Here is a 13,648-nt window from a genome sequence, read left to right as displayed (position 1 = left end):
ACCTAAATCAACCTGTCATGCGACCAGCTATTCTATGTTTGTTACTCCTGTTTTTATCCTACGAAATTCGTGCTCAACCGTTGGGGAATAGCCTGGGCGGTCTGGTAAAAGATAGCCGAAATGAAGCCATACCGGGTGCTACGGTACGATTGCTACGTGCCGCTGATTCAACATTAGTACGGGGAGTGCTGACGGACGCAAACGGGAAATTTATCGTTACCGCCATTCCCGCTGATACGTATCGACTGGTTATAACGAGCGTAGGAAACAAGGAGTATCGGAGCGCTGCGATCCAGATTGCCGATCAGCAGTCGGCTATTACGTTACCCGTTTTTATCCTGACACCGTCGAAAACAACCCTAAGCGAAGTAAAGGTCGTTGCGAAAAAACCGTTGATCGAACAGGACCTTGACCGTACCATTGTCAACGTTGACGCCATGATTGGTAGCGCCGGAAGTAATACGTTGGAAGTACTCGGGAAAACACCCGGCGTCAGCGTCGATATCAACGGTGAAATCAGTCTGAACGGAAAGGCGGGGGTACTGATTCTGATTGATGGGCGGCCCACCCATATGTCAGGTTCTGATCTGGCGGCTTATTTAAAATCATTGCCCGGTGGGTCGCTCGATAAGCTCGAACTCATGACCAATCCGCCCGCCAAATACGAGGCCGCCGGTACATCAATCATTAACATTCGGTTGAAACGTAGCAAAATGCAGAGCGTTACTGGTAACGTAGCGTTGGGGTATGGTCAGGGCCGATTAGGACGTAGCAACGATGTTATTAACCTGAATGTCAATCATAAAAAAGTAAATCTATTTAGTACGCTGAGCTACAGCCAGGACAGTCAGCTTACTGACAGCCAGAGCGAACGCAGATCATACGACTCTTCAGCCAGCCTCCTGTCGTCGATCCGGCTGACCAATCGCAACCAGACCGGGAGTCATGGCGGTATGGTTCGACTGGGAATGGATTATGCGGTTTCGCCCAACACAACGTTAGGATTTGTGCTAAATGGTCAGCGTAGCCGCCGGTCGGAGCGTCTGGATTATGTCAGTCTGCGTACCGACAAACGCTACGGCAGCGATTCGGTGGGTACAGGTACAACGGATGGTGATTTTTTGTGGACGAACAAAAGCGCTAATCTGAACGGGCTGCATAAATTCGGCAACACAGGCCGGGAAATCACGGCCGATCTGAACTACGTTCAATACGTAACGCAGGGAGAACAAGCCTTAGAGAATCGGGTAGACGACGCCAACGGTACGTTCGGCAGTAAACATCAGTTTTTGTATAGACTACCATCGGCCATTGCCATTTATACGGCCCGGATCGATTATGAGCACCCGCTTCCCGGCAAAGGGAAACTTGAGGCCGGAATGAGAACAAGCCGTGTGTCGAACGATAATAATGCGCAGTATTTCAGAAACGTAGGAGCGAATTACGTACCCGACTACGGGCAGTCGAATCATTTTCTGTATGGCGAAACCATTCACGCAGCTTATACCAACCTCCGTAAAGAAGGAAAACGGCTGGCCGTTCAGGGTGGATTACGGCTGGAAAATACGCAGTTGGACGGGCGGCAGCTGGGTAATCCGGAGCAGGCCGAAACGTCCTTTAGTCGAACATACACCAACCTGTTTCCGTCCGTTTTTATGAGCTATAAGCTGGATACCGCCCGGCGTAATATACTAACGGCCAGTGTGTCGCGTCGAATCAGTCGCCCGAATTATCAACTGCTGAATCCGTTTCTGGCGTATCGTGACCAGTATTCGTTTACAACCGGTAATCCGTACCTAAAACCCCAGTATATTAACCAGTTCGAGCTCAAGTATCAGCATAAGCAATTTCTGGGTATGGCGCTTCAATACAGTCGTTTTTCTGACCTGATTTTTCAGTTGACCGAAGCCGTTGGTGATACGTTTATTCTCAGGCCAGACAACGTAGCGAATGGGGCCATACTGGCGCTCAATACCAACGTATCGGTATCGCCCGCAAACTGGTGGCGCTTGAACGTAAACGTAACAACCGCCCATCTTGCCCTGCGGGGGAGGGCCTACTCTGAACCGTTGCAGGTGAGCCGCTATAATGCCCGGATAAACCTGATGAACCAATTTCAGTTTGGGTCGACCTGGAGTGCCGAATGGCTTCACTATTATTCGTCCAACGACGTATCGGGGCAAACCATAACCCGGTCGCGTTACCGGATGTCGGCGGCAGTACAAGCGAAAATCATTCAGGGAAAAGGCAGCGTTCGACTCACGCTGGATGATATTTTCCTATCCTGGAAAACCAATTCCCAAACCGTAAGCCTGAAGCAGGCCGAAGCCTTCCAACGTAGCGTTTTCGATACTCGCCGGATTGGCCTGGCCTTTACGTATCGTTTTGGAAAAGAAGCATTTGGGCGTAAACGAAACCATTCCGATAATGGGGCTGATTCGGAAAAAAGTCGGGTAAATTAAGCGTAGTGGAAGAGACGAAGCTGTGCATAACAGCCTGGAAACCTTTACCATGAACTAAACGAAATTTGCGCTGGACGGGTTGTTCTGATGTATGGCAAAAACGTCTCTAAGCGCACTATTGGCCCGTGTTGGCCTCGATTGGTTTATTATAGCATTGCTGGCGATGATTGGTCTCGCCAAATTTTTTCCTGAACCGGGTGTCTACGAAGGCCCTGTGTCGCTCTCGACCATAGCGAATGTTGGCGTCTCGATAATCTTTTTCTTCTATGGACTTCGGCTGAATTTTACGCAATTGCGGGAAGGGTTACGTAATTATAAGCTCCACCTGGTTGTCCATCTGACTACCTTCGTAGCATTTCCAGCCTTTGTGCTGGCGGCCAGGGCTCTCCTGATGACACCCGACACCGAACTGTTCTGGCTGGGTATATTCTACGTAGCAGCTTTACCCTCTACGGTCTCGTCATCAGTCGTCATGGTGTCTATCGCTGGAGGAAATATTCCGGCGGCTATCTTTAACGCCAGCATTTCCAGTCTGATTGGGGTGTTTATTACGCCGATCTGGATGAGTATTCTGCTTTCCAGCACCAACGGTCAGTACGATCTGGGTGGAGTCATTGCCAAGTTATCCCTACAGGTTATTGTGCCGGTTTTGCTGGGGCTACTTCTGAACAAACGGTTGGGGTGGTTTGCGGAACGTAACAAAACCTATTTACGCTTTTTTGACCAATTCACCATTTTGCTGATTGTTTACACCGCCTTTTGTGAATCGTTTTCACGGAATTTGTTTGCCAGTTATTCGCTGGACGATTTATTGTGGTTGTCGGCCATGTTGCTGGGCCTGTTTTTTCTGATTTTTAGCTTTGTTACGCTAATTGGGCGCCTGTTAAACTTTACGCGGGAAGATCGCATAACGGCGCTGTTCTGTGGATCGAAAAAATCGCTGATACAGGGTAGTGTAATGGCGAATGTGCTTTTTCCGGCTACTGTTGCTGGGGTTTCGTTGCTCCCGATCATGATTTATCACGCCCTTCAGTTGATTGTAGCCAGCATCATTGCGCAGGCTATGGCCCGGCAGCGAAAACTTTCTGAGGTCACTCAGGCGTGATTTACCTGGATTAAGCGGCTTAAATCGGGCATTCGACCAGATCGGCCCATTACCCGATTAAACGCTGAGCAACGATTGGCTTCTAAGAATCAGTAACGCACAAAAAAACACATACTGACATGAACAAGACAATCGCAGCCGCCCTAACTTTCTTCGCTCTTTCAACCGGTGTAACATTCGCTCAACGCGTATATACCCAACCATACAATAACAGACCTCCTCAAGGAAGATACAACGATAGAGACCAGTATCAGGACGAACTGAAAATTGACCGTATCGATGCTGTTGTTGGGTTATCTCGTCGCCAGGAGAAGCAGTTGCATAAAATCGAAGACAATTACGACCGCATCATGCAGACTTCTCGTATGACTCCCGATGGCCTTCGTCAATTGAAACTCCGTAAACGGCAGGACATGCTGGCCGTCCTGACATCCGCTCAACGCGACCGTTTATTCGCCAGCCAGCAGTATGGTCCCCGAAACGCTCCATTCGGACGTAGAGGGTAATGGATAGATAGACGTGCAACGCGTTCCGTTTGGTCGATTCATCGGCCAAATGGAACGCTTTTTTATGACCATTCCTTACTTTTGATGCGTTTACTACGTACAGCGACACCAATCATTCTGTAAAATCTAGTTCGTCGAATTTTACATTACAATTAGCCTGTACATTGACTGATTATTTAGGGTTTGATCGCCACGATTTCGGTCCCGATTTCGTGTGGGGAACGGCCACGGCCGCTTATCAGATAGAAGGTGCCGTTGACCGGGATGGCCGAGGTCCCTGCGTTTGGGATACGTTCAGCCGTCAGAAGGGAAAAATTAAAACCGGCGACATAGCCGATACTGCCTGTGAATTCTACGACCGCTACGAGTCGGATCTGCTGCTTCATAAAGAAATGGGCTTCGATGCCTTTCGGTTTTCGCTGTCGTGGTCCCGCATTCTTCCCAACGGAACGGGGCCATCGTTAGGCGGACACATCAACGAAGCCGGACTAGCTTTCTACGATCGGTTAATCGACAAATGCCTGGAATTGGATATAACGCCCTGGATTACGCTCTATCACTGGGATTTGCCGCAGGCGCTGGAAAACAAGGGCGGCTGGCCGAACCGAAACATCGTTCACTGGTTTACTGAATATGTCGAGATTTGTACCAAAGCGTTTGGGCATAAAGTCAAACACTGGATTATTCTGAATGAGCCGCTTGCATTTTCAGTGCTTGGTTATTTTACGGGGCAGCACGCGCCGGGTCGGCGGAGCTTTCGAAACCTGCTACCCGCCATTCACCATACCGCGCTTGCCCAGGCCGAGGGTGGACGTATCGTACGCCGGAACGTACCGAATGCGCACGTAGGCACTACGTTCTCCTGCTCGCCCATCGAGCCCTTTTCGACCTCTACCCGCGATAGGTCAGCGGCTAAACGGGTCGATGCATTGCTGAACCGCCTGTTTCTGGAACCTGCACTCGGGTTGGGGTATCCAACCGACGATTTGTCGTTTCTGTCGGGCATTGCTAAAAAAGTGGCACACCCCGGCGATATGGAAAAGCTTGCTTTTGATTTCGATTTTATTGGGTTACAGCACTATTTCCGGGCTGTGGTGGAGCATTCGTACTTTATGCCCTACCTCTGGGCGGCTCAGATTTCGCCACTCCGACGTAACGTTCAGACGATAACAGAAATGGGTTGGGAGGTTTATCCCGAGAGTATGTATCAGATCATTAAACAGTTTGCTCAATACGATGGCATCCGGAAACTCTATATTTCGGAGAGTGGCGCGGCCTTCTACGACAACGTAGTGAACGGCGCGGTAAACGACTCGGCGCGGGTTCAGTATCACCAGGATTACTTGCGGAGCGTATTACGTGCCAAACAGGAAGGATTGCCGGTAGACGGCTATTTTGTCTGGACTTTCCTCGATAATTTCGAATGGGCCGAAGGCTTCCGACCCCGTTTTGGCCTTGTTTACGTCGACTTTCGAACGCAGAAACGGATTATTAAAGAATCAGGACGTTGGTTTCAGAAGCTGTTGACCTGACCACTACGTTATCAATTGCCCATGATGTCAATCAAATGGAAAGCAGACTTGACTGATAATTATGCCATAAAAATTGTCGTTCTATTTGCTGGGTGCCAACATAGAATCCATATCACTACGTCGACTACCTGGCGAAATCCAAAAGTAACATCTATCAATAGCAACATTGAAATTGACTGACTAGCCAAGAGTGCGCCGATACGATTGGTATCTATCAATATCAGTTCCTAGCCAAGTAATATTCTACAAGAATGTAATGTAGGGGAGTGCGTCGATTTCGTGAAACTTAAAGGTCTTTATCTTTATTAGCACTCTTATGCCGACCTTTCTTTCTCAGCCTAAATTTTCTGAGGAGATCATCAGAGAACGTTCTCTTCCACTTAGGGGCTAAATAAACGCTGCATAAAACTCGCAGTTCATCTGTTGGCGACGTAGTTATTTTCTGCCATTCACTGACAGCTCGCTTTGTAGAACGCTCTACTGCCCCCATGTCAATTGGCGCATTGTCGGTCCGATCCTGACAAGCAATCAAGTCTATGATTGATACTGGATCGTTTTCAAATTCAAACTTCCGTGACCTAAGATTATAGAGAATGACGTGTTTTTGCGTAGCCTGTTCTATCAATACAGCAATTCGTGATTCTTTTCCCTTGTAAACTCTAGACGAGTACAAGCTATCTGCCAGACTTCGCAGCTAACGCTCGGTGTTTGTCTAGGATTGCCGTGTGCCGGGAAAGAGGGTCAGGCAAGCTACTATCTTCGGCCATATTCAAACTATCCATAAAGGAGGCTGAGATGGTCCAACAAATCGGCACAGTGAACTTGCTTAACTTGCAAGAACATGCAGCCTAAAAACAAACCCCTGAAACGACGCCACGACGTACCCATTTTGGGCTAATTCGTCTGCTCGACCTCGTTGCATTATACCAGCAATAGGGACTTGGCCTGTACGATAAAAATATCAGAACGTTTCTGGGGAAAAAGACAGACGTTAACCAGGCAATACGTCGGACGCTTACCGAAGAACCCGCTAACTTCTTTTACCTCAACAACGGCGTTAGCAAACACAATTTCAACTAAAGGACTGAGACCTGACGACAAAAACAGACGGTTAGACGTAGATGGGTTTTCTATTGTGAATGGGGCGCAAACCATTACCTCTGCCGCTCAGTTTATGGCCGACAACCTTGGTGCAGACCTGACTGCTGCCCGCGTTTCTATTACACTTATCGATACTGAAGGGGGAAGCCAAAACCGGATTTCATTCCTTTGTTCTGTCAGTCAACGCCCTGAATTATCAGCCCCTATCAGATGAACTATGGATTCAGCACTTACGAACGGGAAGCCTCGAAACAATAGCATTAGCGGATTACACAGATAACGATACACGTTTGGAGGACTATATAGTAATAGAATTAGCTGGGTTTAACGATGTCCGTTACGAAGAACAGGCGGATCAACTTTATGAACTGTCTAGCCAGCCTGTTGAGCACTTTCTGAGTTACCTTTCTACAGAGGAGACTCGCAGGGTCATACAGGTTCATCAACGGCAAATCGGCCAGTTTATTCACGCACAGATGCTTAATTATGTCTGGAGTGAGTCAAACGCCTGATATGAAGTGAAGATTAATAAAGGCTTTACCGAATTGAAGTCAAGTGCTTACAAAGTCATTGCAGAGGAGCCAATGCTGGATTATAAAGTAGCCCCTACCGACAAAAGCAACATGGCAAAATATCTGTTTACCGGATTTAACCACTGTTTATATCCTGTACAGAAGTTCGATTCCGATGCAGAACGGGTATTAGCAGTTATACTTGACCGAGATGCATTGAAGTGGTTCAAACCAGCAGAGGGCCAGTTTCAAATCTCGTAATGGGGCAGGAATTGTCGAGTATCAGCCCGATTTTATTGCCGAAACTGGAACAGTTATTTACATGCTGGAGCCTAAAAATAAGTCTGAAATTAATGATGGCACTGTATTGGCGAAAAAGGAAGCTGCAGTAGAATGGTGCAAAAATGCCACTAATTATGCTTTACAGAATGAGGGAAAACCCTGGAAATATATCCTCATCCCTCATGATGCTATTACAGAAAATAAAACACTATCTGGGTTAGCTAACCAGTTTGGCAGATGACACGTTTACATATTCTTCTTTAACCTAATAGTTTCTTAAGGTCTTCAGGGTCAGGCAACACATTGCGTAGGTGATCGGGTAAGTCGGAACTAAGTTGGTACGTTGCTACGCCCATTGGGTTGTGGATAGACTGAAAGGCATACTCAACGGTCTTGTTATTCTTCTCTTTACAAAGCACAATGCCAACAGCTGAATTTTCATCTGGAAGTCGTTCCTGTTCGTTCAATACGTTTAGATAAAAATTGAGCTGCCCGGCGTAAATGGGTTTGAATTTTCCCTTCTTGAGTTCAATGGCGACCAGACATTTCAGTTGCCTATTGTAAAATAGCAAGTCTACAAAAAACTCCTCATCGTCGACTAGCAATCGGTGTTGATTCCCAATGAATGCAAAGCCTTTCCCCGCTTTCAGAATAAACTCTTTGATGTTCTGAACGATACCCTTTTCAACAACCCGTTCGTCGTCGGTTTCTACATTAATGAAGTCAAGTAAGTATTCATCTTTGAAGGCCTGGATAGCCGTATCTCGGATGGTTTCGGGTAGCGTTGTACTAAAATTATTTAGTATTGTTTGATCACGTTTCTGGTAAACCTTTGCTTTTATCTGCCAGTCGAGCATCTCAACGGTCCATTGCCGATCAACCGTTTTTTGCATATAAAACCATCTTTCTTCCCAATCCGAGCAACGGTTAAGAAGAAGAATGTGATGCGTAAAACTGACACTTAAGAAAACGTTGAGTCTGTCTTCATCTAATTGGCCAGTTGACAACTGGCCAATTGGGTTGTGTACTGCTGCAAACCCCAATTGGCTATAAACTTCCGCGAACTGCCGCATATTTTTCATGTTCGTGGCAGAAAAACCTCGCAATCCCGGTAACTGCTTCTGCAAATCAGCGGAAATCTGTCCAAGTACTTTCGAACCCCACTTTTCAGCTGCGACTTTTTCGGATAAGTGCTTACCGACGACAAAATAGAGCAGTAATAGTTCGCGATTAACCAAGCGTGCTGCCCGGTAGCGACTTTGCAGAATCTGGCTACTTATTTCCTGCAATAAAGTCTTGTACTGATCTGTTGTTTCTGTTTCGTTCATACTAGGTGGGTTTAGTTTCTCTCAGCAGTGCTGGGACTTTTTACAAGTCACGCGCTGAAGCTCTCGGAAATAATAATCACCGGCTCAGTCGGTGCAAAGACTACCGGCGCAATAGCCATTACAGACACACCTTCATCGGGCTAACTAAGCGGGTAACCAGTCTGGATACCTCAATCTTCGTGAGAAGTGAATTCTGATTTTCATTGGTGAAGAATTTAGTCTGCATTCAGTAGGAAATATCAGGCAATATATAGATTCTATAAAAAAAGGAATGAATAAATACGGTATGTCAATTTTATCACAATGAAAATGAGATGATTTGCGTAGGAATGAATTTGATTTAACGTAAAATACACATAGCAAAAGGGTAAATAAATGGATTGACCCTCTTTTCTATGATGGATTAGTTCAATACTCTTATTATATGCATCTACCAGATAACTCGACGCCCTCGATGGATTCGCCCGGCGCTCCTAATCAGGATTCGTCAACCGCGACTAAGGGCACAACCTCACGGCGTCAATTCCTCCAGGCCGGAGCGCTGGCCGCTACCAGTTTCCTGATCGTACCACGGCACGTTCTGGGCGGAAAAGGCTTTATTGCACCTTCTGACAAGCTTAATATTGCCGGTGTTGGTATTGGTGGTAAAGGCTTTGGCGACGTGAATAATTCATACAACAACGGAGCTAATAACGTAGCTGCGCTTTGCGACGTAGACTGGGGGCTTCCGCGCGTAAAGGAGATGTTCACCAAACACCCGAACGCCAAGAAGTACAAAGACTTCCGGGAAATGCTCGACAAGGAAGGGAAAAATATTGATGCCGTGACGGTATCGACAGCCGACCATACGCACGCGGTTGTAGCCATGGCAGCGATGCAACGGGGCAAACACGTGTATGTTCAGAAGCCGCTGACGCACAATATCTACGAAGCCCGGATGCTGACTGAAGCCGCCCGGAAATACAAAGTAGTTACGCAGATGGGTAACCAGGGATCATCCAACCCGCAGCAGAAACAGATGGTGGAGTGGTTCGACAAAGGGTTGATCGGTACAGTTCATACTGTTTATCTATGGACGAACCGCCCAGTGTGGCCTCAGGGTATTCCCGTGCCACAACCTGCCGAACAAACGCCCGTCGATCTGGACTGGGATCTGTGGCTTGGACCAGCGCAGAAAGTAGGTTACACGCCTGCTTATCACCCCTTTAAATGGCGCGGCTGGTGGAATTTCGGTGCTGGCGCATTGGGCGACATTGGTTGCCATATTATGGACGTACCATTCCGGGTACTGGGTATTGGCTATCCGACGGAAGTAGAAACCAGCATTGGCCAGGTATTCCTGAAAGACTGGACGCCTGAATATATTCCGGAAGGTTGCCCGCCATCATCGCATGTTGAGCTAAAATTCCCGGCATCTGCCAAAAATAAATCGGATGTGAAAATGGTCTGGCTGGATGGTGGACTTCGTCCGTTCCGTCCGGAAATGCTGCCCGAAGGCGAACCATTCCCAGAAAATGGCGAAAACGGCGTATTCCTGATTGGAGATAAAGGTTTGATTGCCTGCGGTATGTATGGCGATGATCCGAAACTGTACACAAAGAAAGGCGAGAAACTGGAAGCAGCTCCGAAGCCAAAAGCAGGTTCGGGCGTGACCGTTTATCCCGAAAATGGACACCAGGTTCTTTGGACAGAAGCGTGTAAAGCTGGTTTCAACAGCAAGGAACATAAAGCCCTTACATCGTCATTCGACTTTGCGGGCCCGCTCACCGAGTCGGTTCTGATGGGTAACCTGGCCATTCGTAGCTATACGCTTCGTCAGCCCAAAGCGGATGGAAAAGGGTTTACCTATCCTGGCCGCAGACGTCTGACGTGGGATGGTAAAAACATGAAGATTACCAACTTCGATGATGCGAACCAGTTCGTTAAGCGCGAATACCGCCAGGGTTGGTCGCTGAACGCGTAGTAGACTTGGTCAGTATCCATAAAAACGTCATTGCTAGCACGAGTAAAAGCTTTTACTTCGTGCTGGCAATGACGTTTTTAGTAGAATCGGTTTAGCTACTTCTGAAAAATTGACTACCGGCTCGTTCTGAGAAATAAAGATTGAGCCATGTTCCGTAGACGACCATGCGCTACGTAGGCCCAGATCAACAGCATATACATCGAAAAATCCTGGTACGATACCGGGAAAGCGGTATTGTTAAAATAATACTGCGTTGACGTGAAATCGAGCGTGGGGGTAAAGCCCAGTAAATTTTCGTAGCCCAGAACCAGCGTTAGTCCAAGGGCGTAAAACAGATACGCTGGCTTGCGAAGAGCCCAAAATAGACCGGCTAAAAGGGTAGCGCCGAAGCCAGCGTAATGTTTCCAGGTAAGCAGTAAATCCGTGGTAGAGGCCACGTAAACCGAATAAAGTTGAGCGGCTACCAGTAAGCCGACAATCAAACCATAGCCATAAAATTCTTTTAATTGGGCTCGTTGCATACAGTTACGTTTATCTGAAGAGAAGTTTTGGTAATTAATCGGAAGGATAAAAATACAATAAACTTCTAAACAGATCGACTAACTATTGTTATTTTTTTGTGCCCGCTTCGTTAAAAAATACTACTAATCCGTCTTTCCCGGCTACTATGATGTCTTTTCGGCCGTTTTTGTGCAAATCGGCTATCGCGAAATAAATGCCGGTTCCTTTGCCGACGCCCGCCGGTCCGTAAGCAATTTCGTGTTTAACAAACTGTTTCCGGGCTGTATCCCAGGTGAAATAATATAGACCCACCGGGTCGTAACAGCCGGGGTCACCATCGTTGTGTGCCCGGTAGCGTTTGCCCGTAACCAGATCAGGTCGGCCATCGCCCGTAATATCAGTCCACTCCAGACAGTGATATTGCGAGTTTTTATCATCAATCAGGTGTTTGGTCCAGCTACGTTGCCCCTGCGCGTTACGTACCTGCTCATACCAGTGAATGCCGTAGCTATGTCCCTGTCCAACGATCAGATCGTTCAGTTTGTCGCCATTGACATCAGCAACAATAATGGGTACGCTGGCCGTGCCAAGTTCAAATTCTTTATGCAGTGTCCACGGACCTGATTCCCGATTTTCGGGCGCTTCGAGCCAGCCATCGCTAACAATCAAATCGCCCCGGCCGTCGCCATTGATATCGCCAAAACCTAACCCATGGCCCTGTTTTGGGGCAACCGTAACGGTTTTAAACACCCCTGGACTCGTTAACTTAACGTATTTCAGTGGATGATTTGGGTTGTTAGGGACAATATCCAGCACCCCATCGCCGTCAATGTCCCAGGCCCGGGTTGTTTCGACATTGCCAACTTTCCCGATCTCGTGTAAGGGCCAGGTCGATTTCTTGTTGGAGGCTCCTGGATTTTCGACCCAACGTAGCGTTTGATCAAACCAGCCGCCCGTTACGAAATCCATGTAGCCATCGCCGTTGACATCAAGCGGAATCGTAGAGAAATCATCGTAATACTGATCTTTACGAGGCTCATTGCCAATCAGATGACGACGGCGGAAATTGGGGCCTTCGTACCAGAAATCGCCGGAAACGATGTCGAGCGTATCGTTCTTGTCGACGTCAAAAACACCGACCGACTCGTAACTTTCGGCAGCTACGAAATAACGATTAAATCGCGGGGTAGGCGTAGGGGCAATGGAGGCTATGAACGTAATAGCCATGAAAAAAAGAAGCAAACTACCGATAATTCGCTGCATACAGTGTAAACGGTCAAGGTTTGGAAAATGGCTCCGGTCGTTTATCAGGATTAGCCGGAGTGTCGGACAGAAACAGTCTATTAGGCAACTGCTTCCCGTATAAGGCATTTCGGGTACGTTTCTAATGAAGAGAAACGGAGAAAGTGCGTTAAGGTAATACAGAAAGTGCGTTAACCTGACTGGTGATACGTAACCGCATGAGTTCAGGATTAGACCAGCGCCTTTCGATAAGCACTGGGTGTTTGGCCGGTTACCGCTCGAAATGTTTTATTGAAATGGGATAAATTATTGAATCCAACAGCAAAACCCACGTCGGCAACGGTACGTGACGATTGCAGCATCCGACGAGCCTGATTGACCCGGTATTCATTGACAAAATCAGTGAAAGTCACCTGTGTCATTCGTTTGAAATACCGGCAAAAGGCCGGAACCGTGAGACTGGCCAGATCGGCAACCTTCCGAACATCCAGTGGCTGCGCGTAATGTTTTTCAACGTACCGACAAATCCGATTGATACGTTCCTGCTCCTTGGGATTTAAATCGAACCGGACACCATCGGCGTGAAGGGCCTCCGTGTCGTGCGCGTCGGCTAGCTGTTGCAAAACCCGTAACAAGGTGAGTAATCGCTCAAACGGAGGCTGTTGGGGCATTTTTTCCAGCAAAGGACCTACCTGCTGTTTGGTCGTACTGCCAAAGATGAGCCCGGCATGGGCCCGTTCAAACAAGCGACGAACGCTACTCATCTCGGGCCGGAGCAAAAAGCTGTCACCCATGAAATCATCGCGCAGTTGCACCACAATTTCTTCAAACAACCCCTCTATGCCATAGCTAAAATTCAGGTGTGGGAGATTCGGACCAATAAACGCCAGTTCGCCACCATCGTAGCGTGATACGTTCGTGCCGATACGTCGGCGGCCATCGCCAAACGGAATATAAACGATTTCGTATTCGGGATGATAGTGCCAGTAAACCCGGCACGTTTCAGGCTCCGTATGATGAACAACCCGGAACGAACTTCCGACTTCCGGCTCAATTTTTTCAAATTGTAATTTCATAGAAGGGGAGTTTCAGTTTTATGGTTTATAGTTTATAG

General features: G+C 47.6%; 11 protein-coding genes and 1 pseudogene. 8 read left to right on the top strand and 4 right to left on the bottom strand.

The window, feature by feature from the left end:
- Positions 1-17: 17 nt before the first annotated feature.
- From GK108_RS10485 to GK108_RS10455, 7 genes and pseudogenes are all read left to right on the top strand, one after another.
- Positions 18-2,462 (top strand): outer membrane beta-barrel protein, encoded by a 2,445-nt coding sequence (locus GK108_RS10485; protein WP_163947055.1) that lies wholly within the window; start codon positions 18-20, stop codon positions 2,460-2,462.
- 91 nt (positions 2,463-2,553) lie between these two features.
- Positions 2,554-3,567: a bile acid:sodium symporter family protein gene (locus GK108_RS10480; protein ID WP_163947051.1), complete on the top strand. Its 1,014-nt coding sequence runs from the start codon at positions 2,554-2,556 to the stop codon at positions 3,565-3,567.
- A 119-nt stretch (positions 3,568-3,686) separates the two neighbouring features.
- A complete protein-coding gene (locus GK108_RS10475; protein ID WP_163947048.1) occupies positions 3,687-4,073 on the top strand; it encodes a hypothetical protein in 387 nt (128 codons plus the stop codon).
- A 164-nt stretch (positions 4,074-4,237) separates the two neighbouring features.
- Positions 4,238-5,605, top strand: a complete 1,368-nt coding sequence (locus GK108_RS10470; RefSeq protein WP_163947045.1) for a GH1 family beta-glucosidase — start codon at positions 4,238-4,240, stop codon at positions 5,603-5,605.
- 945 nt (positions 5,606-6,550) lie between these two features.
- Positions 6,551-6,920 (top strand): annotated as a pseudogene (locus tag GK108_RS31535) (AIPR family protein).
- A 304-nt stretch (positions 6,921-7,224) separates the two neighbouring features.
- Complete coding sequence (locus GK108_RS10460) at positions 7,225-7,479, top strand: hypothetical protein (protein WP_163947039.1); 255 nt, start codon at positions 7,225-7,227, stop codon at positions 7,477-7,479.
- Between the two features lie 61 nt (positions 7,480-7,540).
- Positions 7,541-7,741, top strand: coding sequence for a hypothetical protein (locus GK108_RS10455; RefSeq protein ID WP_163947035.1), 201 nt, complete (start codon positions 7,541-7,543; stop codon positions 7,739-7,741).
- A 19-nt stretch (positions 7,742-7,760) separates the two neighbouring features.
- On the opposite strand, the gene GK108_RS10450 is transcribed toward GK108_RS10455, so the two are convergent.
- A complete protein-coding gene (locus GK108_RS10450) occupies positions 7,761-8,828 on the bottom strand; it encodes a PDDEXK nuclease domain-containing protein (RefSeq protein WP_163947032.1) in 1,068 nt (355 codons plus the stop codon).
- Positions 8,829-9,252: 424 nt separating this feature from the next.
- Here GK108_RS10450 and GK108_RS10445 point away from each other — a divergent pair, with 424 nt between their 5' ends.
- Positions 9,253-10,791 (top strand): Gfo/Idh/MocA family protein, encoded by a 1,539-nt coding sequence (locus GK108_RS10445; RefSeq protein WP_246224801.1) that lies wholly within the window; start codon positions 9,253-9,255, stop codon positions 10,789-10,791.
- 113 nt (positions 10,792-10,904) lie between these two features.
- Here the strand turns inward: GK108_RS10445 and GK108_RS10440 are convergent, their stop codons facing one another.
- The 3 genes from GK108_RS10440 to GK108_RS10430 form a co-directional block, all read right to left on the bottom strand.
- The gene (locus GK108_RS10440) at positions 10,905-11,312 is read right to left on the bottom strand and encodes a hypothetical protein (RefSeq protein ID WP_163947029.1); all 408 of its coding nucleotides are present in this window, start codon (positions 11,310-11,312) and stop codon (positions 10,905-10,907) included.
- A gap of 88 nt (positions 11,313-11,400) precedes the next feature.
- Entirely contained in the window at positions 11,401-12,519 is a 1,119-nt protein-coding gene (locus GK108_RS10435; protein ID WP_394366276.1) for an FG-GAP repeat domain-containing protein, read from the bottom strand.
- Between the two features lie 245 nt (positions 12,520-12,764).
- Positions 12,765-13,610 carry an AraC family transcriptional regulator gene (locus GK108_RS10430; protein ID WP_163947024.1) on the bottom strand — a complete coding sequence of 282 codons (846 nt, stop codon included), beginning with the start codon at positions 13,608-13,610 and terminating at the stop codon, positions 12,765-12,767.
- Positions 13,611-13,648 lie beyond the last annotated feature (38 nt).

It is taken from the genome of Spirosoma terrae (assembly GCF_010435915.1).
In the GTDB taxonomy this organism is placed as follows: Bacteria; Bacteroidota; Bacteroidia; order Cytophagales; family Spirosomataceae; genus Spirosoma; species Spirosoma terrae.
The sequence above is the reverse complement of the archived record's forward strand: the minus strand, read 5'-3'. Positions and strand labels throughout refer to the sequence as shown.

What these genes read in the sequence shown, in the direction of transcription:
- GK108_RS10485 (WP_163947055.1), top strand. Translation starts at nt 18, where the DNA reads ATGCGACCAGCTATTCTATGTTTGTTACTCCTGTTTTTATCCTACGAA.
- GK108_RS10480 (WP_163947051.1), top strand. Translation starts at nt 2,554, where the DNA reads ATGGCAAAAACGTCTCTAAGCGCACTATTGGCCCGTGTTGGCCTCGAT.
- GK108_RS10475 (WP_163947048.1), top strand. Translation starts at nt 3,687, where the DNA reads ATGAACAAGACAATCGCAGCCGCCCTAACTTTCTTCGCTCTTTCAACC.
- GK108_RS10455 (WP_163947035.1), top strand. Translation starts at nt 7,541, where the DNA reads ATGCTGGAGCCTAAAAATAAGTCTGAAATTAATGATGGCACTGTATTG.
- GK108_RS10450 (WP_163947032.1), bottom strand. Translation starts at nt 8,828, where the DNA reads ATGAACGAAACAGAAACAACAGATCAGTACAAGACTTTATTGCAGGAA.
- GK108_RS10445 (WP_246224801.1), top strand. Translation starts at nt 9,253, where the DNA reads ATGCATCTACCAGATAACTCGACGCCCTCGATGGATTCGCCCGGCGCT.
- GK108_RS10440 (WP_163947029.1), bottom strand. Translation starts at nt 11,312, where the DNA reads ATGCAACGAGCCCAATTAAAAGAATTTTATGGCTATGGTTTGATTGTC.
- GK108_RS10435 (WP_394366276.1), bottom strand. Translation starts at nt 12,519, where the DNA reads ATGGCTATTACGTTCATAGCCTCCATTGCCCCTACGCCTACCCCGCGA.
- GK108_RS10430 (WP_163947024.1), bottom strand. Translation starts at nt 13,610, where the DNA reads ATGAAATTACAATTTGAAAAAATTGAGCCGGAAGTCGGAAGTTCGTTC.